The sequence below is a fragment of the Metapseudomonas boanensis genome (assembly GCF_042232855.1).
Taxonomy (GTDB): domain Bacteria; phylum Pseudomonadota; class Gammaproteobacteria; order Pseudomonadales; family Pseudomonadaceae; genus Metapseudomonas; species Metapseudomonas boanensis.
The window spans coordinates 1,844,473-1,865,349 of record NZ_CP113889.1 but is presented as its reverse complement, the minus strand read 5'-3'; the positions used below and the strand labels follow the sequence as shown (position 1 = coordinate 1,865,349).

Annotated in this window: 18 protein-coding genes; 6 read left to right on the top strand and 12 right to left on the bottom strand. The window is 63.5% G+C overall.

All coding sequences use genetic code 11. From position 1 onward, the window contains the following. Positions 1-63: 63 nt before the first annotated feature. Complete coding sequence (locus OXH74_RS08565; protein WP_375740844.1) at positions 64-225, bottom strand: DUF1328 domain-containing protein; 162 nt, start codon at positions 223-225, stop codon at positions 64-66. A 328-nt stretch (positions 226-553) separates the two neighbouring features. Here OXH74_RS08565 and algB point away from each other — a divergent pair, with 328 nt between their 5' ends. Then, positions 554-1,900, top strand: coding sequence for a sigma-54-dependent response regulator transcription factor AlgB (gene algB, locus OXH74_RS08560; protein ID WP_375740843.1), 1,347 nt, complete (start codon positions 554-556; stop codon positions 1,898-1,900). An 8-nt stretch (positions 1,901-1,908) separates the two neighbouring features. Next, positions 1,909-3,684, top strand: a complete 1,776-nt coding sequence (locus OXH74_RS08555) for a KinB sensor domain-containing domain (protein WP_375740842.1) — start codon at positions 1,909-1,911, stop codon at positions 3,682-3,684. A 141-nt stretch (positions 3,685-3,825) separates the two neighbouring features. Here the strand turns inward: OXH74_RS08555 and OXH74_RS08550 are convergent, their stop codons facing one another. Beyond that, positions 3,826-4,605 carry an N-acetylmuramoyl-L-alanine amidase gene (locus tag OXH74_RS08550; protein ID WP_375740841.1) on the bottom strand — a complete coding sequence of 260 codons (780 nt, stop codon included), beginning with the start codon at positions 4,603-4,605 and terminating at the stop codon, positions 3,826-3,828. Next, entirely contained in the window at positions 4,602-5,195 is a 594-nt protein-coding gene (locus tag OXH74_RS08545; protein ID WP_215376089.1) for a MarC family protein, read from the bottom strand. The genes OXH74_RS08550 and OXH74_RS08545 overlap by 4 nt, the downstream gene beginning before the upstream one ends. A gap of 289 nt (positions 5,196-5,484) precedes the next feature. Here OXH74_RS08545 and OXH74_RS08540 point away from each other — a divergent pair, with 289 nt between their 5' ends. Continuing rightward, positions 5,485-6,906: a DASH family cryptochrome gene (locus tag OXH74_RS08540; protein ID WP_375740840.1), complete on the top strand. Its 1,422-nt coding sequence runs from the start codon at positions 5,485-5,487 to the stop codon at positions 6,904-6,906. 5 nt (positions 6,907-6,911) lie between these two features. Here the strand turns inward: OXH74_RS08540 and OXH74_RS08535 are convergent, their stop codons facing one another. The 5 genes from OXH74_RS08535 to OXH74_RS08515 all read right to left on the bottom strand — a co-directional run bounded on the left by OXH74_RS08535 (position 6,912) and on the right by OXH74_RS08515 (position 11,397). Next, complete coding sequence (locus OXH74_RS08535; protein WP_375740839.1) at positions 6,912-8,786, bottom strand: GGDEF domain-containing protein; 1,875 nt, start codon at positions 8,784-8,786, stop codon at positions 6,912-6,914. 20 nt (positions 8,787-8,806) lie between these two features. Further along, positions 8,807-9,661 (bottom strand): endonuclease/exonuclease/phosphatase family protein, encoded by an 855-nt coding sequence (locus OXH74_RS08530; protein ID WP_375740838.1) that lies wholly within the window; start codon positions 9,659-9,661, stop codon positions 8,807-8,809. A gap of 15 nt (positions 9,662-9,676) precedes the next feature. Further along, positions 9,677-10,306 (bottom strand): thiol:disulfide interchange protein DsbA/DsbL, encoded by a 630-nt coding sequence (locus OXH74_RS08525; RefSeq protein WP_215376076.1) that lies wholly within the window; start codon positions 10,304-10,306, stop codon positions 9,677-9,679. 143 nt (positions 10,307-10,449) lie between these two features. Beyond that, complete coding sequence (locus OXH74_RS08520) at positions 10,450-11,055, bottom strand: cytochrome c (RefSeq protein WP_215376071.1); 606 nt, start codon at positions 11,053-11,055, stop codon at positions 10,450-10,452. A gap of 51 nt (positions 11,056-11,106) precedes the next feature. Further along, complete coding sequence (locus OXH74_RS08515) at positions 11,107-11,397, bottom strand: c-type cytochrome (RefSeq protein WP_375740837.1); 291 nt, start codon at positions 11,395-11,397, stop codon at positions 11,107-11,109. Between the two features lie 175 nt (positions 11,398-11,572). On the opposite strand from OXH74_RS08515, the gene yihA reads away from it, so the two are divergent. After that, positions 11,573-12,220 (top strand): ribosome biogenesis GTP-binding protein YihA/YsxC, encoded by a 648-nt coding sequence (yihA, locus tag OXH74_RS08510; RefSeq protein WP_375740836.1) that lies wholly within the window; start codon positions 11,573-11,575, stop codon positions 12,218-12,220. A gap of 250 nt (positions 12,221-12,470) precedes the next feature. Here yihA and polA read toward each other — a convergent pair whose 3' ends face one another. Next, complete coding sequence (gene polA, locus OXH74_RS08505) at positions 12,471-15,218, bottom strand: DNA polymerase I (protein WP_375740835.1); 2,748 nt, start codon at positions 15,216-15,218, stop codon at positions 12,471-12,473. 74 nt (positions 15,219-15,292) lie between these two features. Between polA and OXH74_RS08500 the strand changes: the two genes are divergently transcribed. Both OXH74_RS08500 and OXH74_RS08495 read left to right on the top strand, forming a co-directional pair. Further along, positions 15,293-15,574 carry a DUF2782 domain-containing protein gene (locus tag OXH74_RS08500; RefSeq protein WP_215376058.1) on the top strand — a complete coding sequence of 94 codons (282 nt, stop codon included), beginning with the start codon at positions 15,293-15,295 and terminating at the stop codon, positions 15,572-15,574. 32 nt (positions 15,575-15,606) lie between these two features. Beyond that, complete coding sequence (locus tag OXH74_RS08495) at positions 15,607-16,557, top strand: homoserine kinase (RefSeq protein ID WP_375740834.1); 951 nt, start codon at positions 15,607-15,609, stop codon at positions 16,555-16,557. A 297-nt stretch (positions 16,558-16,854) separates the two neighbouring features. Here OXH74_RS08495 and OXH74_RS08490 read toward each other — a convergent pair whose 3' ends face one another. The 3 genes from OXH74_RS08490 to OXH74_RS08480 form a co-directional block, all read right to left on the bottom strand. Beyond that, positions 16,855-17,541, bottom strand: a complete 687-nt coding sequence (locus OXH74_RS08490; RefSeq protein WP_215376052.1) for an NrdJb — start codon at positions 17,539-17,541, stop codon at positions 16,855-16,857. Between the two features lie 16 nt (positions 17,542-17,557). Continuing rightward, positions 17,558-19,705, bottom strand: coding sequence for an adenosylcobalamin-dependent ribonucleoside-diphosphate reductase (locus tag OXH74_RS08485; protein ID WP_375740833.1), 2,148 nt, complete (start codon positions 19,703-19,705; stop codon positions 17,558-17,560). 199 nt (positions 19,706-19,904) lie between these two features. Next, positions 19,905-20,819: a zinc ABC transporter substrate-binding protein gene (locus tag OXH74_RS08480; RefSeq protein WP_375740832.1), complete on the bottom strand. Its 915-nt coding sequence runs from the start codon at positions 20,817-20,819 to the stop codon at positions 19,905-19,907. Positions 20,820-20,877: the final 58 nt, after the last annotated feature.

The following is a 20,877-nucleotide window of genomic DNA, read 5'->3' as shown; positions in this document are numbered from 1 at the left end:
AACGCGGAGCAACCCGGCCCCATGGTCCACCCCTCGATCCATCGAATCTTGCGATTTCCTCCATCAGCCTCGTCGGCGCCCCATGATGAGAGACACCACAAACAGCACCAGAAAGAGCACGAAGAGAATCTTCGCAATTCCTGCAGCAGTACCGGCAATGCCTCCAAACCCCAGGGCGGCGGCAATGATGGCAATTACCAGAAATGTCAGAGCCCAGCTCAACATGGGGCCTTCTCCTTCCACGTTCGGGTGGTCGTCAATGGGCTCAAGGCCCGCTCAAAACAGCCGCAACCTCCCTGTTGGCGGCTTAACCCGGCGTGTCTGGAAAACGATCCCAAGAGGTTGAAAGACCGCTCCACCAGGCTGGGTAACAAGACTTTCGCAAGGCTTGTGCCAGCCTGAAACAAATTAATTTCATCTTTTAAATCATGCACTTATGTCAACCAACGACAATCCGTTCAATTGCAAGCTGCAAGGCTTGTCTGAAAGTGAAGTGCAACTTGCACGATATTTCTCGGACTAAACCTTATGACTCGGACAAGTGGAGCAATGCATGGGACCAGTTACCGAGAACCAAGGTCGCATCCTTCTGGTGGATGACGAAGCGGCCATCTTGCGGACCTTCCGCTACTGCCTCGAGGACACGGGCTACAGTGTCGCCACCGCCAATAGCAGCGGCCAGGCAGAAGCGACGCTGGCGCGTCAGGTCTTCGACCTGTGCTTCCTCGACTTGCGCCTGGGCGACGAGAATGGCCTCGACTTGCTGGCCTATATGCGGGCCAACGCTCCCTGGATGCGCGTCGTGATAGTGACTGCCCACTCGGCGGTCGATACCGCCGTAGACGCCATCCAGGCAGGTGCTGCCGATTACCTGGTCAAACCCTGCAGCCCTGATCAGTTGCGCATGGCAGCGGCCAAGCAATTGGAGGTCGGTCAGCTGACCGCGCGCCTGGAAGTGCTCGAAGGCGAGCGCCAGCGCGCCGGCGACAACCTCGACTCCCAGAGCCCGGCAATGATGGCGGTGCTGGAAACCGCACGCCAGGTCGCGGCCACCGACGCCAACATCCTGATCCTCGGCGAGTCCGGGACGGGCAAGGGCGAGCTGGCTCGTGCCATCCACGGCTGGAGCAAGCGGGCGAAGAAGGCCTGCGTGACCATCAGTTGCCCGTCGCTGTCCGCCGACTTGATGGAAAGCGAGCTGTTCGGCCACAACCGCGGGGCCTTCACCGGGGCCAATGAAAGCACCCTGGGCCGGGTCAGCCAGGCCGACGGCGGCACGCTGTTCCTCGATGAGATCGGCGACTTTCCGCTGACCCTGCAACCCAAGCTACTGCGCTTCATCCAGGACAAGGAATACGAGCGGGTCGGCGACCCGGTGACGCGCCGCGCGGACGTGCGCATCCTGGCCGCCACCAACCTGGTGCTGGAGGAGATGGTGCGCGAGGGGCGCTTTCGCGAAGACCTGCTCTATCGCCTGAACGTCATCACCCTCAACCTGCCACCGCTGCGCGAACGTCATGACGACATCCTTGGGCTGGCCGAACGCTTCCTCGCACGCTTTGTGACCGACTATGGGCGGCCGGCCCGAGGCTTCAGCCAGGAAGCGCTGGAAGCCCTGAAGGGCTACCGCTGGCCAGGCAACGTGCGCGAGCTGCGCAACGTGATCGAGCGCGCCAGCATCATCTGCGATCAGGAACTGGTGGATGTGAGCCACCTTGGACTCGGCGAATCGCCGGCGGCCAATGCACCTCGGGTCGGCGATCCGATGAGCCTCGAAGAGCTGGAACGCGCGCACATCGCCGGCGTGCTGGCCGTCAGTGAGACCCTGGACCAGGCGGCCCGCACGCTTGGCATCGACTCCTCGACCCTCTACCGCAAGCGCAAGCTCTATGGCTTGTGAGCCTGACCATGAAGCTGCGGACGCAACTGTTCCTGAGCATTTCGGCGCTGATCACGGTCGCCTTGCTCGGTCTGTTGCTCGGCCTGATCGGTGTGATGCAGATGTCCCGCTCCCAGGAACAGCTGATCAACGATAACTTCACGACCCTGAACATCAGCCAGCGCCTGTACCAACACCTGGGCGATCAGATGGTCAACCTGATGGGCGAGCCGATTGATCTGCCAGCCCTGGAGCAATCGCAGCAACAGTTCCTCACCGCCCTCGAAGAAGGTTCGCGCTCCGCCCAGGATGCGCAGGCGCGCGCGGGCTTCGAACGCATCGCCGCGGCCTACCGGGACTTCCTCGAGGTGGTGGCGCAGCCGGCGAGCATGCGCTGGACACTGCTGGACGACAACGACTTCAGCCAGGCCTTCAACCAGGTGCGCCAGCACATGATGGCGCTACAGACCCAGGCCCTGGGCAAAGTTCACCAGGCGGAAGGCGCTGCCCGGGAACGCGCGTTGCTGATTGCCGGCCTGCTGGGCCTGCTCGGTGTTTCGGTGTTGCTGATCGGCTACGTGACTGCCCACGGCATTGCCCGACGGTTCGGCGAGCCGATGGATGCCCTGGCCAAGGCCGCCGACCAGATTGGCCAGGGCGACTTCCAGGTCACTCTGCCACTCTCCCCGGTCAACGAAATCGCCGCCCTGAGTCGCCGTTTCGGCCTCATGGCCGAAGCCCTGCGCGTGCTCAAGGCAACCAACATCGAAAAGTTGATGGCCGGGCAACAACGTCTCAAGGCCGTCCTCGACAGCATCGACGACGGATTACTGATCCTGGACCGTCAAGGGTGCATCGAGCACGCCAACCCCGTCGCGCAACGCCAACTGGGATGCGGCGAAAAGCAACGGGGCCAGCCCCTGGGACGGGCGCTGGGGCTACCCGAACTGGACGAGCCGGCCCAGCGTGTGCTGCGCGGCGAATCCCTGGACGAAGTGCCACCCGACCTGAGCGTCCAGGCCAGCGGCGAACTGCGCCTGCTGAGCTGGCGCCTGGCTCCGGTGACGCTGGAGGACGAGCGGATCGTCGCCGGGGTGATGGTGCTGCGTGATGTCACCGAGGACCGCGCCTTCGAGCGCGTGCGCAACGAGTTCGTTCTTCGCGCCTCCCACGAGTTGCGCACCCCCGTCACCGGTATGCAGATGGCATTCGGCCTGCTGCATGAACGCATGCATTTCCTCCCCGGGACCCGCGAAGCTGAGCTGGCCTGCACCTTCGATGAAGAAATGCAGCGGCTGGTGCGGCTGATCAACGACCTGCTGGACTTCTCCCGCTACCAGAGCGGCACCCAGACCCTGGAGCGCGAGCCCTGTGACCTCGAAGAGCTGCTCGGCGCCCTGCGCCAGCGTTTCAGCGCCCAGGCCAGCGAGCACTCGATCAGCATCGAATTGGAACTGCACCCACCGCTTCCCCGGGTCAAGCTCGATCCCCTGCGCATGGAACAGGTGCTGGACAACCTGATGGGCAACGCCATTCGCCACAGCCCGGACGGCGGGCAGATCCGCTTGCAGGCCAGGCGGCATGGTGAGCAGGTCATTCTCAGCGTCACTGACGAAGGCGAAGGCGTGCCCTACAGTCAGCAGGAGCGCATCTTCGAGCCCTTCATCCAGGTGGGGACACGCAAAGGCGGTGCGGGCTTGGGCCTGGCGCTGTGCAGGGAGATCGTGCAACTCCACGGCGGCCGTATCGGGCTGTATTCACGGCCGGGGCAGGGGGCGCGGTTCTACCTGGCATTGCCGGTGTGAAGTGGGGCAGCTCTGCCGTTCCTACATCAGCAGATGCCCGTGCTGCGGTCCGCGCGCGAGCCGTGCGTCTCTTGTAGGGACGAATTCATTCGCCCCCACAGAAACACGGGCCCTGTAACGGGAAGGTGGGTACCCCGTCCTTCAGCGCGGCATCCCGTTGAGGACCAGCAGCAGGGCGGCGGTCTCCGCGTCGGGCTGGCCGTCATAGAGGCGTTGCCGGTATTTCATCTGGAATGCGCTGATGACATTGCGCGTCGCCTCATCCAGCACTCCGGTCTGCGGCGTCGTGTAACCCAGTCGTGCCAGTTGCTGCTGGAACCACGCCACCGTCGGCAGGCTGTAGGCGAAGCGTGCCTGCGCGCGGGCAACCGCGCCGGCTTCCGGCCAGGCCACCAGACCGGCATCGGCCAGGCGTTTCCACGGAAACAGCGGTCCCGGATCGACTTTGCGCTGGGGCGCGATGTCGCTGTGGCCAATGATGCTGCCCAGGGGCAGGCTGTGGCGCGCGACGATGTCCTTGAGCAGCAGGATCAGCGCATCGATCTGCTCATCACTGTAGGGCCGGTAGACCCGACCGTTCGGCGTTTCCACATAGCCATCGTTGACCAGCTCGATGCCCAGGGTGCTGGCGTTCAGCCAGGTGCGACCCTGCCAGTCGCTCTCGCCGGCATGCCAGGCCCGACGACTTTCATCCACCAGCCGGTAGATGGTCGCGGGGTGGTCGCCGATCAGGTAGTGGCTGCTCACGCCATCGCGGGTCAGCACACGCAAGGAGGTGGGCAAGTCAGCCGAGGTGTAATGCAGCACGACGTACTGCACCCGGCTGCTCTGGCTGACCGAGGTGTGACTGGTATCGATGCGCAGTCCGCCGGCACAGCCGCCGAGCAGAGCGAGCGCAAGGCTCAGGAAGAGGATTCTCATGGGTTCAGATGAAGGACGCTTTGCAGGTTATCGAGCAGCATGTCGACGCTGAGCATGATCAGCAACATACCGGTCAGGCGTTCCACCGCCATCAGGCCACGCTCGCCGAGGAAACGTTGCAGGAACGCCGCCTGGAGCAGGATCATCGCGGTGGCACTCCAGGCCAGGACGACAGCGGCATAAAGCTCCCAGAGCTCGCCCTGATGGGTGTTGCGCAGGGTCATCAGCACCGCCAGCGCCGAAGGTCCGGCCACGGCTGGCGTCGCCAGGGGCACCAGCATCGGTTCGCCGCCAGGCAGGTCGCCCAGCACGCCCTCCGGCTTCGGGAAGATCAGGCGTAGCGCAATGATGAACAGGATGATGCCGCCGGCGATCGCAATGGCCTCGCGGGACAGGCCAAGGCCGCTAAGTATCTTGTCGCCGAAGGTCAGAAACACCAGTAGCAAACCCAGCGCGAAGAGCAGCTCGCGCAGGGCCACGCGCAAGCGCCGCTCGGGCGCGACCGTCTTCAGGGCAGCGATGAAGATGGCGATATTGCCGAATGGGTCGGTGACCAGAAAGATCAGGACGGCGATGCCTAGGATTTCCATGGAGGGCGCTCCTCAACCAATGGGCAAAGTTTAATGGCCTGCAGCAGCTGCGTCTTTGCGTAAACACGTCGGACCGTTACGCCGTGTCTCGACAGCCTTGGTGCACACGCCCAACGGCAGCCGTACTGCCAAGACCCAGCCGAAAAAGGGCGCGGATTATACGCAGCTGATCTCACAGGGCCAGCGTACCGACCGGACACGGGGGCAGACGACGAGGATGAACGGTCGGCTGTTTTCAGCGGCGAAGATTAATGTTGAGAGGAGGGATTCGCATCCCGAGGAAGCCATGATGAGCCGTGCGCTGCTCTGGTTGAAACAAGACCTGCGACTCGATGACCACCCGGCGCTACAGGCGGCACTCTTGGCTGAGCGGGTTCTTCCATTGTTCGTTTTCGACCCTGCGCTGTTGCTGCCCTCGCCGCTGGGACCTCGGCGCTTGGGTGTGCACCGCGCACGCTTCCTGCTGGAAAGCCTCACAGCGCTCGACGCCGGCCTTCGCCAGCACGGCTCACGCCTTTTGGTGCTGCAAGGACAATCTGACACGGTAATTCCGGCGCTGGTGACGCAACTGAAGCTGGATGAAGTGCTGACGCTGGAGGAAGTCGCCCCCTTCGAGCGTACGGAGCTGCAGCGAGTGCGCAGGGCTCTGGGCAGGTGTCCGCTGCGCGAACTGCCGGGCAATGCCTTGCTCAGTGAAGACCAACTGCCGTGCCTGATCGAGGAGCTGCCTTCGGTCTTCAGTCAATTCCGCGCCATGATCGAAGCACGTCCCAATGTGTTCCAGCCACGCCTCGTCCCGAATCTGCTGCCCTCGTTACCGACGGAAGCTTTGCCGCTACTGGAGCCACTGCCGACGCTTTCCCACCTGGGCCTGGGCGATCCGCTGTCGGTTCCAGCCACCGCGTTCCCCTTTGCCGGCGGCGAGCCCGCTGCCCTGGCCCGGCTACGCGATTACCTGTGGGAATCCCAGGGCGTGCGCCAACACCAGGACACTCGCAACGAGATGATTGGCAGCGAGTATTCCTCGAAGCTCTCGCCATGGCTGGCCAATGGCAGCCTGTCGCCCCGCCGCGTCGCCGCCGAACTGCATCGCCATGAAGCGCAGCATGGACGCAACGAGTCGACCCAGCGGTTATGGACCGAGCTGCTCTGGCGCGAGTTCTTCCGCTGGACCCTGCTGCGCCACGGTGGAGCCATGTTCCGGGTCGACGGCCTGAAGGCCACCGCCAGGGCTCCGCGAAACCTCGATGAGCGTTTCCTGCGCTGGTGCCAGGGGCGCACCGGTATGCCGCTGGTGGATGCGAATATGCGCGAGCTGGCGATGACTGGCTGGATGTCCAACCGCGGACGACAGGTGGTGGCCAGTTACCTGGTCAATGACCTGCAACAGCAATGGTGCTCAGGCGCCGCCTGGTTCGAGGAACACCTGCTGGACTACGACCCGGCGAGCAACTGGGGCAACTGGGCCTACCTCGCCGGCGCGGCAAGCGATCCTCGCCACAGCAGGGCGTTCAACGCCCTGCGCCAGGCGCACCGCTATGACCCTGAGGCCAGCTACGTCAGCCTCTGGCTACCGGAGTTGAGATCGCTGCCCGTGCGGCACCGGCATACGCCATTTCTCCTCAGCGCCGTGCAGTTGGCGGCGCTGGACTACCCGAGGCTCGAGACCATCCCGGAACACTGGAAGCCCTGGTTGCCCAGCGCCGCCTGAGCTGGTCACTCCGCCAGCAGCGCTCCGGAGGCGTCGGGCGCTGGCACCATTGAATTCGGCTCATTGATTTCGACCCGATTCCGGCCGCGTTGCTTGGCGCGGTAGAGGGCTCGGTCGGCGCGCTGGAAAGTCTCATCGCTGCGTTCGCCGGCAATCTGGGCGGTCAATCCAGCGGAGAAGGTGATCGCAACCCGCTCGCCCTTGAAGTGGAACGGACAAGCTTCTACTGCTATTCGCAGGTTTTCCAACAGTTGCTGGCCGCCCTCCAGCGGTGTGCCCGGCAGGAGAAGGACGAACTCTTCACCGCCGAAGCGGGCGATGAAGTCGGTCTTGCGCAGGCGCCTGGCAAGCTCTGCGGCGATGAGTTTGAGAACCTTGTCACCGGCCAGATGGCCGAAGCTGTCATTGATCCGCTTGAAGTGGTCGATGTCGATCACTGCCAGCAACAGATCGCCGCCGTAACGCTGCTGGCGAGCCACCTCCAGGTCAAGGCGCTCGTTCCAGGCTGCGCGGTTTGGCAGCCCGGTGAGCGGGTCGCGCAACGCCCTCTGGCGCTGTGCTTCGAGGTTGTCGCGAAAGCCCTGGGCCTCGGCCTCCATGCTGCTCACGCGCGCCATCAAGGCCTGCAGGCGTTCGCCCAATGCCTGCTCATGCGCGGCACGTTGCTGCTGATGATGATCCAGGGTGTCGAGCAGGCCGTCGAGGCGCTGCTCCAGGCTCTGTTTCAGGTGTTCCAGGTCAGTAGCACCCTGCACGCTGGCCTGCAACCCGCTGACCTGCTCGCGCAGCTGGTCATCCAGTGCACGCGCACTGCGCTCCGACTCGGCATGCCCACCCTGGGCAACACTCAGGTTGTCGAGAAACTGCGCCAGGCGTTGGTTGAGCTGTTTGAGGTAGCCGGCGAATTCGCGCTGGCCATTGTCCGTCACCGCCAGCACCAGCACGCCGAGGTCGTCGAGTACCGGGACCAGCTCGTACCAGTTGAGCCCGCCCTGCAGACGCTGACGCAAGGCTTCGGCCTGGGGCTGGTGGTATTCGGGCAATTCCAGCTCGTCCAGCAGCGAGCGAAGGCTGTCGGCGACATGCGGCGCCACGGCGCTGTAGCCGGGCTCCGGCAAGCTGGGCAAGGCGTAGGCGGAGTCGCCTTCGCCGGTCAAGAGCGTGGCGGGCAAAGGCAGGCTGTCGAGGCCTGCAGTGAGGGTCCCCGCAGGCCTGGGCGCGGCAGTTACGCCGAGTGCAACGGGAGCCTCGCCACGGTACGGCTGGATAACCCCATCGATGGCAGGCTCAGAAGCTGCTGGAGGCACCGGTTCCTTCCGGGCATTTTCCGGCGCCTCTTCGCAGGCTGGCGCATCGTCACGGCCGCCGAACAGGCGCTGCAGCAGCCCTGGCCGAGCCAGCGCTGGATCCGCCTGCGAGGCCAGCAGAGCCTGGCCCTGGAGCAGGTTGAGCTCCGCCAGCAGGGCGGGCATTTCCCGCGGATGGCGGGCGCGCTCATCGATGCGTTTGGCGAATTGCTTGAGGTCCTTGCGCACCTCGCGAGGCAGGTCCAGCTCGAGCAACCGGTTCGCCAGGCTACCCAGGGCAGCAACGTTCTGCTCAATGCCACGCTGGCGGTGGTGCTCGGAATCCAGCACGGCCCTCTCCAGACGCGGGATCAAGGCGGCAAGCCCGGCATCCATCTGGTCACCGCGGACGATCTCGCGCAGTTCCCGCATGCACTGGTCCACCGCCTTGTCGCTGCCCTCGGCAGCCAGCGAACTGCGCACCAGGCCACGACGTAACAGGTCGAGGCGGGACTCCCAGCGCTTCTCCAGCTTCTCCTGCTGCTCGAGGCTTTGCAGGTACTTGGCTTTCCAGCGTTGGGCGTCATCGCTCATGCAGGGGAATCCGCGAAGGGTCAGGTCAGCGCGAGCGGCAGGTCCGCACACAGTTCGTCAGGAAGGCGGATATCCACTGCCACCGGCAGGTGGTCGGAGATCGACTCGCTGAGTACCGACACCCGCTCCAGGGTGAGACTGGAGCTGAGCAGGATGTGGTCGAGGCAGCGCTGCGGCCGCCAGCTAGGGAAGGTTGCTTCGACCTGAGGCGCCAGCAGTCCGAGGTCGCGCAGAGGCGAGTGCTCGAGCAGGTCATTGGCATGGGTATTCATGTCGCCCATCAGCACCAGATGGCGGAAGCCGGCGACGCGCTCGCGAATATAGGCCAGCTGCCGGGTGCGGGTCCGGGCGCCCAGGGAAAGGTGCATCATCACCACGACGAGGGTGTTACGTCCCTCGCCGAAACGCATCAGGATCGCCCCGCGTCCCGGTGGGCCGGGAAGGGGGTGATCTTCGATAAGGCTGGGCTGCAGCCGGCTGAGCACACCATTGCTGTGCTGGGCTAGGCGACCGAGGTTGCGGTTGAGTTGCTGGTACCAGTAGGGGAAGTCACCCAACTGGGCAAGGCGCTCGACCTGGTTGACATAGCCAGTCCGGAGACTACCGCCATCGACCTCCTGCAAGGCGACCAGGTCATAGTCGCGGAGCAGGTCGCCAATGCGTTGCAGGTTGGTGGCGCGACCGGTGTGCGGCAGCAGGTGCTGCCAGCCACGAGTCAGGTAATGGTGATAGCGCTCGGTGTTGATGCCGACCTGGATGTTGAAGCTCAGCAGGCGCAGGCGACCGTCGGCCGGCAGCCTGCCCTTATCGCAATGGGGGTTGACCCGTGCATCGCACAGGCTTGCGGTCCGCTCACCCACCCAGCGACGCAGCATCGAAGAATGCACCGCTTACTTGGCGGCGCGCTCCTTATCGATCAGGTGCTCGGCGACCTTGAGGGTCTGCTCCGGGCCACCCGAGGAACTGATGTCGAAGCGGTACTTGCCGTTCACCACCAGAGTCGGTACGCCAGTGATCTGGTAGGCCATGGCCAGTTTCTTGGCTTTTTCCATCTGGCTCTTCACGCCAAAGGAGTTGTAGGCCTTGAGGAAGGCGTCCTTGTCCACGCCCTGGGTGGCGAGGAACTCGGCCATTTCTTCGGGGGTCGCCAGCTTCTTGCCGTCCTTGTGGATGGCCTCGAACACGGCTTTGTGCACCTGCTGCTCGACCTTCATGCTTTCCAGGGCGATGAACAGCTGGCCATGGACGTTCCACAGGCCGCCGAACATGGCGGGAATACGCACGAAATTGACATCCTCCGGCAGCTTCTCGGTCCAGGGATTGAGGGTCGGCTCGAACTGGTAGCAGTGCGGGCAACCGTACCAAAACAGTTCCACCACCTCGATCTTGCCAGGCACGGCCACGGGGACGGGGCTGCTCAGCTCGACATACTGCTTGCCGGCCTCGATGTCCTCGGCCTGGGCGCCCAGGCCCAGCAGGCTGGCGCCGGCAAAGACGGCGGAAAGGATCAGGTTACGCATGCTTCACTCCTTGAGATTTAGAGGGCGCCGCGAAGGCCGAGATTTGACCGGTGGCGTTGCGGCTGGTTCCAGCCATTGTAGCGAGCCTGAGAACGAAAAAGGGTGGCCTAGGCCACCCTTGTTCAAGTTCCAGACAACATGCCTCAGTGGAGGCCCTGGATGTAACTGGAAACGGCTTCGATGTCCTTGTTGCTCAGCTTGGCAGCAACGGCGCGCATCATCTGGGCATCGCCATCGTTGGTGCGGTTGCCTTCGCGGAAATCGGTCAGCTGCTTGGCCACGTACTGGGCATGCTGGCCACCCAGGTGCGGGAAGCCGGCAGCGGCGTTGCCGGAGCCATCAGGCGAGTGGCAACCGGTGCAGGCAGGCATGCCCTGGTCGAGCTTGCCGCCGCGGAACAAGGCTTCGCCGCGTGCGACCAGCTTCGGATCGGCGGCGCCGACGCTGCCCTTCTGGCTAGAGAAGTAGGCGGCGATGTCGGCCAGGTCCTGGTCGCTCATGTTGTTCAGCAGACCAGTCATTTCCAGCACCTGGCGGTTACCGGCCTTGATGTCATTGAGTTGCTTGAGCAGGTAACGCTCGCCCTGGCCAGCCAGTTTCGGGAAGTTCGGGGCAACGCTGTTGCCATCGGGGCCATGGCAGGCACCGCACACTGCGGCTTTCGCCTGGCCGGCCTTGGCGTCGCCAGCGGCGTGGGCCAGACCGGTGATGCCCAGGGTCAACAGCAGACTCACGATTACTTTGTTCATCAGCTAATCCAACTACGGCTAAAGGGTAAAGGAGTTATGCGCCGGGGCAGTTTATTGGCTCATCCACTGGATGACCGCTTTATAGTCCTCGGCACTGCAGTCCATGCACAGGCCTTTCGGTGGCATGGCGTTGAAACCGTTGGTGACGCTCTGCACCAGAGTATCCATCCCCTTGGCCAGGCGAGGTTCCCACGCAGCCTTGTCGCCCTTTTTCGGCGCCATAGGCAGCTGACCACTGTGACAGGCACCACAGGCGCGGTTGAACACCGCTTCCGGATCCTGAGCTGCTTGCGCGCCGAAAGACAGCGCCGCAAGGCTTGCGACGAGCAGCATTTTCTTCATGATCTGACCTCATTAGAGGGGTTCGCCGGGCATTCTTTCGTGCACCAGTCGGTCCCGTGGACACTAGACCCTGGGGGATAAAGCGCACACTAAATCTGCGGCATTATATACTCACGTCGCCTAAACGGAAATGAAACCGCCTCCTGCGACACCGCGTCGCACCCTTGGACACCGCATGTCATTCAAGAATCCGATCATTGGCCTGTGCCAACAGGCCCGCTTCCTCATCAGTGCCGCCAAGGTCGACCAGTGCCCGCCCGACGAGGGCCTGGAAGTGGCCTTTGCCGGGCGTTCCAACGCTGGCAAGTCGAGCGCGCTGAATACCCTCACCCACGCCAGCCTGGCCCGGACCTCGAAGACACCGGGGCGGACGCAGCTGCTCAACTTCTTCTCCCTCGATGAGCATCGACGCCTGGTGGATCTGCCCGGCTATGGCTACGCCAAGGTGCCCATTCCGCTGAAGCAGCACTGGCAGCATCACCTGGAGGCCTACCTGAGCAGCCGTGAAAGCCTGGCCGGCCTAGTGCTGATGATGGACATCCGCCATCCGCTCACCGACTTCGACCGCCTGATGCTTGACTGGTCGAGCGCAAGCCACATGCCGCTGCACATCCTGCTGACCAAGGCCGACAAGCTGGCCTTTGGCGCGGCGAAGAATGCATTGCTCAAGGTGCGCCAGGATATCCGCAAGGGTTGGGGCGAGGGCGTGACAATCCAGTTGTTCTCGGCACCCAAGCGGCAGGGCATCGAAGAAGCACAAGCTGTATTGGCGCGCTGGCTGCAGCTGGAAGACGAAGCCTCGGGCGAAGACGACAACGCCTGAATCCCAGGCAAAAAAAACCCCGGACTTCGTATGGGGAGGGGGAAGTTCGGGGTCTAAGTCTGAACCGCTAGGGCGGGGTTCAGATATCTGCCAACACTAAACACAGCAAAAGGAGCTTTGAAGGCTTCATGTGCCGTTCAGTTTTTGTGACGCCATCCCACCGCAAAAGTTCAGCCTTTATCTAAAACGACTTCGTTATCGGTCGCTGGTTATCTATGCCCAAATAACCTAAGCGAGGCGAGGCGGGCGCTTAGTGCGCCTCGTCCCAGTTGTCGCCAACCCCCACTTCCACCACCAGCGGTACTTCGAGCTCAGCGGCGCCCCCCATCAGCGGCCGGATCTGCTCGCGCACTTGCTCCACCAGGTCCTCACGGACTTCCAGAACCAGTTCGTCGTGCACCTGGAGGATGACCTTGGCATCCAGCCTGCTTTCCTGCAGCCAATTGTCCACGGCAACCATGGCGCGTTTCATGATGTCTGCGGCCGTGCCCTGCATCGGCGCGTTGATCGCGGTGCGCTCAGCGGCTCTGCGCATGGCCTGGTTCTTGGAATGGATCTCTGGCAGATACAGGCGACGGCCGAACAGGGTTTCCACGAAGCCTTGCTGCGCCGCCTGTTCGCGCGTGCGCTCCATATAGGCGAGCACGCCGGGGTAACGGGTGAAGTAGCGGTCGATGTATGCCTGGGCTTCCTTGCGTTCGACGTCGATCTGCTTGGCCAGGCCGAACGCACTCATGCCATAGATGAGACCAAAGTTGATCGCCTTGGCGCTGCGACGCTGGTCGCTGCTCACGTCTTCAAGCGGCACGCCGAAGACTTCAGCCGCGGTGGCGCGGTGCACGTCGCGGTCATGGCGGAAGGCATCCAGCAGGCCTTCGTCCTTGGCCAGGTGAGCCATGATGCGTAGCTCGATCTGCGAGTAGTCCGCCGCCAGCAATTTGTAGCCCTTGGGCGCGATGAAGGCCTGGCGAATGCGCCGGCCCTCGGCAGTGCGAATCGGGATGTTCTGCAGGTTCGGGTCGGATGACGACAGGCGCCCGGTGGCCGCCACTGCCTGGTGGTAGGAGGTGTGGATGCGCCCGGTGCGCGGGTTGATCTGTTCCGGCAGGCGGTCGGTATAGGTGCTCTTGAGCTTGCTCAGGGAGCGGTACTGCATGATTACCTTGGGCAGCTCGTAATCCTGTTCGGCGAGGTCGGCAAGAACGTTTTCCGCCGTGGATGGCTGTCCGGTGGCAGTCTTGGCCAGCACTGGCAGGCCGAGCTTCTCGTAGAGGATGGCGCCGAGCTGCTTGGGCGAGCCGAGGTTGAATTCCTGGCCGGCCTGCTCAAAGGCCTGGCGCTCCAGGGCGACCATCTTCTCGCCCAGCTCGAGGCTCTGCTGACCCAGCAGCCTGGCATCGACATAGGCGCCATTGCGCTCGATGCGGGCGAGCACCGGCACCAGCGGCATCTCGATCTCGCGCAGGACCTTGGCCAGGGAGGGGATGGCCTCCAGCTTCTGCCACAACGCCTGGTGCAGGCGCAGGGTCACGTCGGCGTCTTCGGCGGCATAGGGGCCAGCCTGTTCCAAGGCGATCTGGTCGAAGGTCAGCTGCTTGGCGCCCTTGCCGGCGATGTCCTCGAATCGGATGGTGCTATGGCCGAGGTACTTGAGGGCCAGGCTATCCATGTCGTGGCGGGTGGCAGTGGAGTCCAGTACATAGGATTCGAGCATGGTGTCGAAGGCGATACCCTGCACGGCGATGGGGGTGGAAGCATTGGCCAGGACATTCATGTCGTACTTGGCGTGCTGGCCAACCTTGGCTTTGTTCGGATCTTCCAGCAGTGGCTTGAGGGCCGTCAGGACGGCATCGCGATCCAGCTGGACGGGTACGCCCATATAGCTGTGGGCCAGCGGCACGTAGGCGGCATCGAAGGCCTGCACGGCGAACGACACTCCGACCACCTGCGCCTGCTGCGCGTCGAGACTGGTAGTTTCGGTGTCGAAGGCAAACAGCGGCGCATCGTTGAGCTTCTTCAGCCAGGCGTCGAACCGGGCCTGATCCAGGACGGTTTCATAACGGGCCTCCGTTGTCGCCGCCGACTGCTCCGGGGCAGCAAGCTCCTCGCCAGCGGACTTGGCCTGGCGCTGCAGGTCGTCGAGCCAGCTCTTGAATTCCAGGGTGCGATACAGCTCGGCCAGGGCCTCGCGGTCCGGTTCGCCCGGATGCAGGGCATCGATTTCCACGTTCAGCGGCACATCGCACTTGATGGTGGCCAGTTTGTAGGAGAGGTAGGCCATATCCCGGTGCTCTTCGAGCTTGGCCGGCAGGCTTTTGGCGCCACGGATCGGCAACTCCGGCACTTTGTCCAGGCTGGCGTAGAGCATATCCAGGCCGCCACCGATGCCCACCAACAACCCGAGGGCGGTCTTCTCGCCCACACCGGGAACCCCGGGGATGTTGTCGACCTTGTCCCCCATCAGCGCCAGGTAGTCGATGATGAGTTCAGGACCGACACCGAATTTCTCCTTCACGCCATCCACGTCTAGCGTGCTACCAGTCATGGTATTGACCAGCGTAATGTGCCCGTCGACCAGCTGCGCCATATCCTTGTCGCCGGTGGAAATCACCACCGGACGACCGACCGCAGCGCTTTGCCGGGCCAGGGTGCCGATCACGTCGTCGGCCTCCACCCCCTCCACGCAAAGCAACGGCAAGCCCAAGGCCCGCACGCTGGCGTGCAATGGTTCGACCTGGACCCGCAACTCGTCCGGCATCGATGGCCGGTTGGCCTTGTACTCGGCGAAAATCTCGTCGCGGAAGGTACCGCCCTTGGCATCGAAGACCACCGCGAAGGGACTGTCCGGGTACTGCCGGCGCAAGCTCTTGAGCATGTTCAGCACACCCTTCACCGCGCCCGTGGGCAGGCCGGCTGAAGTGGTCAGCGGCGGCAGGGCATGGAAGGCACGATACAGGTAGGAAGATCCGTCCACCAGGACGAGAGGGGCTTGGCTCATGCGTGAAATCAACCTTTATTCACCGGACCCGAAGTAGAATGGACCGATCATTGACGAGAAGGGACAAGGTTACCATGCGCGCACTGAACCGCCTGTTGCTGGCCAGCTTGCTGGCATTCGCCCCGGTCGCCACGTTCGCCGCCGACGAGCCATCTGCAGAGCCGGACATCACCATCCGCCAGGAAGGCGACAAGACCATCCAGGAATACCGCGTCAACGGGTTCCTCTACGCTATCAAGGTCACCCCGAAAAACGGCAAGCCGTATTTCCTGGTGCGGGCCGATGGCGACAGTAACTACATCCGCTCCGATAACCCCGACATGCTGATCCCAGCCTGGGAAATCTTCAGCTGGTAGTGCAAACCGAATCACCGTAGCAAGGTAGTCCTATGTCCGTATTCACTCCACTCGAACGCCCGGAACTGGAAGCCTTCCTCGCCCCTTACGGGCTGGGACGGCTGAAGGATTTCCAAGGCATTGCCGAAGGCTCCGAGAACAGCAACTTCTTCGTCAGCCTCGAGCAGGGTGAATACGTGTTGACCCTGGTGGAGCGCGGCCCTAGCCATGACCTGCCTTACTTCATCGAGCTGCTCGACGTGCTCCACGAGGCCGGCCTGCCGGTGCCCTATGCCCTGCGCACGGAAAGCGGCGAGGCCCTGCGCGAGCTGGCCGAAAAGCCGGCGCTGCTGCAGCCGCGCCTACCGGGTAAGCACGTGCGCGAGCCCAATGCGCACCACTGCGCCGAAGTCGGCTCGCTGCTGGCGCACCTGCACTTGGCGACTCGCGATCATGTACTGGAGCGCAAAAGCGACCGTGGACTGGACTGGATGCTTACCGAAGGCCCTTCGCTGGCGCTGCAACTGGATGAACAGGCGCTGCCGTTGATGCGCAATGCACTGAAGGAGATCGCCGAGACCAAGGCGCGCTTCCTCGCCTTACCGCGCGCCAACCTGCACGCGGACCTGTTCCGCGACAACGTGCTGTTCGACGGCACCCATCTGGCCGGCGTGATCGACTTCTACAACGCCTGCTCGGGCCCCATGCTCTATGACTTGGCCATCTGCCTGAACGATTGGTGCTCGGATGAGGAAGGCCGCCTGGACGTGCACCTCGCCCGCGCCCTGCTAGGCGCCTATGCAGCGTTGCGCCCCTTCACCGCCGCCGAGGCCGAGCTATGGCCGACGGCATTGCGCATCGCCTGCGTGCGTTTCTGGCTATCGCGCCTGATCGCCGCCAATACCTTTGCCGGGCAGGACGTGCTGATCCACGACCCGGGAGTGTTCGAGATCAGGCTGGCGCAGCGGCAACAGGTGGCTGTGGCGCTACCATTTGCCCTCTAGGCCCGACCACTACGTTCCTGCAGGAGCGAACTCATTCGCGAATGGGCTGCGAAGCCGCCCCTCTCAGTATCTGGGGCAGGCTTTCAGCCTGCTTGGTGAATGAATTCGCTCTGTCTGCGTTAGCTGTTGCTAGCAATCAACGGCCGGGCTGAGAACCTCGTAGGTGCGGGGGCACGCCGAGTCCTTAATCGCGAAGCGGCCCCTTTCGCGAGCAAGCTCGCTCCTACAAGGAATGCAGCCACTTGCAACACTTAACGCAGACAGAGCCAATCAATTCGCCCCCAACATCGTCCGGGCTCACCCACACTTCGAGTGACCGCAGTTGAGGCAGGTGGCGCAGCCGTCCATCTGTACGACGGCCTGGGTGCTGCACTTGCCGCAGAGTTGCGCGCCAGCGGGGAACCCTTCGCCGGGCTCTGCCTTGGAGGTTCCCAGGCTGGCCTCGTAGGCAGCGCGCTTTTCCGCCAGGTAGAGTTTGTGTTCCTCGTCGAGCTGCTGGCCTTCCATCAGGCCAATCGCTACCAGGTGACGCTCCAGTACAGCGCCGATTTCGGCCACCAGTGAAGGCATGTAGACGCCGCCGCGCTTGAGGTAGCCGCCGCGCGGATCGAACACGGCCTTCAGTTCCTCCACGAGGAAAGTGCAGTCACCGCCCTTGCGAAATACCGCCGACATGATGCGCGTGAGCGCGACGATCCACTGGAAGTGCTCCATGCCCTTGGAGTTGATGAATATCTCGAAGGGCCGGCGCTGCTCGAAGGCGGTGCCGGCATTGAGCACGATGTCGTTGATGGTCACGTACAGCGCATGCTCGAACAGCGGCGACTTGATCTTGTAGGTCGCGCCCACCAGGGTTTCCGGTCGCTGCAGCGTTTCGTCCATCTGCACAACGGACGCAGCTTCCTCGGCGGCCTTGCGAGCCTTTTCCTGGTCCAGGTCGACTAGGCTGAAGCCCTTGATCTTCTTCTCGATCTTCACGCTCATGAGCGTCTCCCACGGCTCAGTATTTGCCGTAATAGCCTTCCTTCAAGGCATCGAACAGGTTGGCGGCGGTGTGCACTTCGCCGTCGTACTCCACTTCCTCATTACCGCGCAGCTCGACCACGCTGCCGTCCTCCAGCTCGAAGCGGTAGACGGTCTTTTCCAGGTCCGCGTCCTTGACCAGCACGCCCTGGAAAGCTGCCGGATTGAAGCGGAAAGTCGTGCAGCCCTTGAGGCCCTGGCGCCAGGCGTAGAGGTAGATGTCCTTGAAGGCCTCGAAGGGGAAGTCGGTGGGCACGTTGGCCGTCTTGGAAATCGACGAGTCGATCCACTTCTGCGCGGCCGCCTGCATGTCCACATGCTCGGCGGGGGCGATGTCGTCGGCGCTGACAAAGAAGTCCGGTAGGCGCTGCGCGGGGTGATCGGCCTCAGGCCGTGCCTGGCTGTTGACCAGCGCACGATAGGCCAGCAGCTCGTAGCTGCACACCTCGATCTTCTCCTTGGTTTTGCGGCCAGGGCGGATCAGGTTGCGCGAATACTGATGGGCGTAGCTAGGCTCGATGCCATTGGAGGCGTTGTTGGCCAGACTCAGGCTGATGGTGCCGGTCGGCGCGATGGAGCTGTGGTGGGTGAAGCGCGCCCCCACCTCGGCCAGCTCGGCCACCAGTTCCGGCGCATGCTCGGCGATGCGCTGCATGTAACGCGAATAGCGAGCGTGGAGAATGCGTCCAGGTACACGGTCGCCCACCTTGTAACCGTCGTCGACCATCTCCGGGCGCTTGCGCAGCATGGCAGCCGTCACCTCGAAGTCCTGGGTCAGGAGCGGCGCGGGGCCTTTCTCTCGGGCCAACTCCAGCGCCATCTGCCAACCTGCCAGAGCCATTTCCCGTGCCACCTCTTCGGTGAATACGCAAGCCTCCGAGCTGCCGTAACGCATCCCGAGCAGGGCCAGAGCCGAACCCAAGCCAAGGAAGCCCATGCCATGCCGGCGCTTGCCGAGAATCTCGTCACGCTGGCGCGGCAACGGCAGGCCATTGATCTCCACCACATTGTCGAGCATGCGGGTGAACACCCGCACCACGGCGCGGAAGCGCTCCCAGTCGAAGTGCGCGTCGGCGCTGAACGGAGACTCGACGAAGGCGGTCAGGTTGATCGAACCGAGCAGGCAGGAGCCATAAGGCGGCAAAGGCTGTTCGCCGCAAGGGTTGGTCGCACGGATGGTCTCGCACCACCAGTTGTTGTTCAGCTCGTTGACCCGGTCGATGAGAATGAAGCCCGGCTCGGCGAAATCGTAGGTGGAGACCATGATCATGTCCCACAGGTGCCGAGCCTTGACCCAGCCGTAGACTCTGCAGGCCACCAGGCCGTCCTCGCGCACGGTGTAAGCCTCGTGGATCGGCCAATCGCGCCAAAGCACCTGGGTCGGATCATGGAAGTCGAGTTCGTCGAGCTCCTTGGCGTGCGCCGGGAACAGCAGCGGCCACTCGGTATCGTTCTCCACCGCGTGCATGAAGGCGTCACTGACCAGCAGGCTCAGGTTGAACTGACGCAGCCGGCCGTCTTCGCGCTTGGCGCGGATGAACTCGCGCACGTCTGGATGGCAGACGTCGAAGGTGCCCATCTGCGCGCCACGCCGCCCGCCGGCGGAGCTGACGGTGAAGCACATCTTGTCGTAGACATCCATGAACGACAGCGGCCCGCTGGTTTGCGCACCCGCCCCGGATACGAAGGCGCCGCGAGGGCGCAGGGTACTGAACTCATAACCAATGCCGCAGCCGGCCTTGAGCGTCAGTCCCGCCTCGTGGAGTTTGCCGAGAATGTCGTCCATGGAGTCCAGGATGGTGCCGGACACGGTGCAATTGATGGTGGAGGTGGCCGGCTTGAGATCCTGGGCACCAGCGTTGGAGAGGATCCTGCCGGCGGGGATGGCACCATTGCGCAATGCCCAGAGGAAGCGTTCGTACCAATGCTCGCGGGTGGAGGCGTCGGACTCGACATCGGCCAGTGCGCGCGCAATGCGCTGCCAGGTCCCGTCGGGGGTAAGGTCAACAGGCGTCCCGTCCTTGAGCTTGAGGCGGTACTTGCTGTCCCAGATATCTTCGGACGCCGCCTGCAGGGCAATCCCGTGATGGCCCTGGACCTGTGCCGAAACGCCTGTCTTGGCCATCCTCCACCCTCCGTCGATGAAGAGTCCAGACTAGTCTGACCTTGGAGGCCGGCCGCTGATTCACATCAACACGGCTCTCGCTCCCTCTTTCACCTTAGCAGGCGCCTCTTTCCCCCGGCCCCCCGCCCCGCGCGTCGGCGCCTGCTCAACCCTGAAGGAGCGGATTCGTTCGCGAATGGGCAGCAACGCAACCCCGGGGTCAGAGAGTTTCCAGGCATCCGGCCAGGTCGTTGGCCAGCTTTTCGATCAGTTTCTCGTAGCCATCGGCATCGACAGTCTGGTCAACGCCAAGTGCATCAAGCTCGGCCATGCGCACCGGCAGGCCGGCGCTCAGGGTCTCGGCAAGGCGCGGACGCAGCGGTGGCTCACTGAACACGCAACTCGGCCCGGCCTTCTGCAAGCGCTCCCGCATCGCCGCCACATGGCGCGCGCCGGGCTGCACTTCGCTGCCGGCACTGAACACGCCTGCATGGCGCAAACCATAGGCTGCCTCGAAATAGTCGAAGGCCTCATGGAAGACGAAGAAAGGCTTGCTGCCCACGCCCGCCAGGCGCGTCTTGATGCGCGTGTCGAGCTGGTCAAGGCGCCCTTCGAAAGCCCTAAGGTTGGCCTGGTAACGCGCAGCATTGGCCGGATCGGCCGCTACAAGGTCAGCCACCATGCGCTTGGCGATCACCCGCGCGTTGGCCGGCAGCAGCCAAAGGTGGGCGTCCAGCGAGCCAGGGCGGTGTGCGTGGTCGTGCTCATCGACGCCGTGGTCTTCTTCATGCTCGTCGTGTGCGGCCTGGAAGTGGCGCAGCTGCAGGCCAGGAAGGTCCTGGAGGGCCAGGTTCGGCTTGTCGCGTCCTTCCAGCACCCGAGGCAGAAAACCCTCCAGGTCGGGGCCGATCCAGTAGAAGAGGTCTGCTTCGCGCACCCGCCGCACGTCGGACGGCCGCAGCGCGTACTGGTGCGGCGAAGCGCCGGGGGGTAGCAGGACATCCGGCTGACCATGACCGTCCTGCACGGCGGCGGCGATCAGTTGCAGCGGCTTGATGCTGGTCAGCAGGCGGACATCGGCCTGCGCCGATAGCGCACAGGCGCCCAGGAGGAGGGTGGCGAGTAGACGGAACACGGCGAAGACTCTGCGAGAAAAGAGTTATAGAATAACGTCTCTTTAATCGGACGTCGCC

Bases quoted from the DNA above. Each gene is read 5' to 3' on its own strand.
- OXH74_RS08520 (WP_215376071.1), bottom strand. From the start codon at position 11,055: ATGAACAAAGTAATCGTGAGTCTGCTGTTGACCCTGGGCATCACCGGT.
- algB (WP_375740843.1), top strand. From the start codon at position 554: ATGGGACCAGTTACCGAGAACCAAGGTCGCATCCTTCTGGTGGATGAC.
- OXH74_RS08490 (WP_215376052.1), bottom strand. From the start codon at position 17,541: ATGAGCGTGAAGATCGAGAAGAAGATCAAGGGCTTCAGCCTAGTCGAC.
- OXH74_RS08565 (WP_375740844.1), bottom strand. From the start codon at position 225: ATGTTGAGCTGGGCTCTGACATTTCTGGTAATTGCCATCATTGCCGCC.
- OXH74_RS08515 (WP_375740837.1), bottom strand. From the start codon at position 11,397: ATGAAGAAAATGCTGCTCGTCGCAAGCCTTGCGGCGCTGTCTTTCGGC.
- OXH74_RS08500 (WP_215376058.1), top strand. From the start codon at position 15,293: ATGCGCGCACTGAACCGCCTGTTGCTGGCCAGCTTGCTGGCATTCGCC.
- OXH74_RS08485 (WP_375740833.1), bottom strand. From the start codon at position 19,705: ATGGCCAAGACAGGCGTTTCGGCACAGGTCCAGGGCCATCACGGGATT.
- OXH74_RS08545 (WP_215376089.1), bottom strand. From the start codon at position 5,195: ATGGAAATCCTAGGCATCGCCGTCCTGATCTTTCTGGTCACCGACCCA.
- OXH74_RS08530 (WP_375740838.1), bottom strand. From the start codon at position 9,661: ATGCTGCGTCGCTGGGTGGGTGAGCGGACCGCAAGCCTGTGCGATGCA.
- OXH74_RS08495 (WP_375740834.1), top strand. From the start codon at position 15,607: ATGTCCGTATTCACTCCACTCGAACGCCCGGAACTGGAAGCCTTCCTC.
- polA (WP_375740835.1), bottom strand. From the start codon at position 15,218: ATGAGCCAAGCCCCTCTCGTCCTGGTGGACGGATCTTCCTACCTGTAT.
- OXH74_RS08525 (WP_215376076.1), bottom strand. From the start codon at position 10,306: ATGCGTAACCTGATCCTTTCCGCCGTCTTTGCCGGCGCCAGCCTGCTG.
- OXH74_RS08550 (WP_375740841.1), bottom strand. From the start codon at position 4,605: ATGAGAATCCTCTTCCTGAGCCTTGCGCTCGCTCTGCTCGGCGGCTGT.
- OXH74_RS08540 (WP_375740840.1), top strand. From the start codon at position 5,485: ATGAGCCGTGCGCTGCTCTGGTTGAAACAAGACCTGCGACTCGATGAC.
- OXH74_RS08535 (WP_375740839.1), bottom strand. From the start codon at position 8,786: ATGAGCGATGACGCCCAACGCTGGAAAGCCAAGTACCTGCAAAGCCTC.
- yihA (WP_375740836.1), top strand. From the start codon at position 11,573: ATGTCATTCAAGAATCCGATCATTGGCCTGTGCCAACAGGCCCGCTTC.
- OXH74_RS08555 (WP_375740842.1), top strand. From the start codon at position 1,909: ATGAAGCTGCGGACGCAACTGTTCCTGAGCATTTCGGCGCTGATCACG.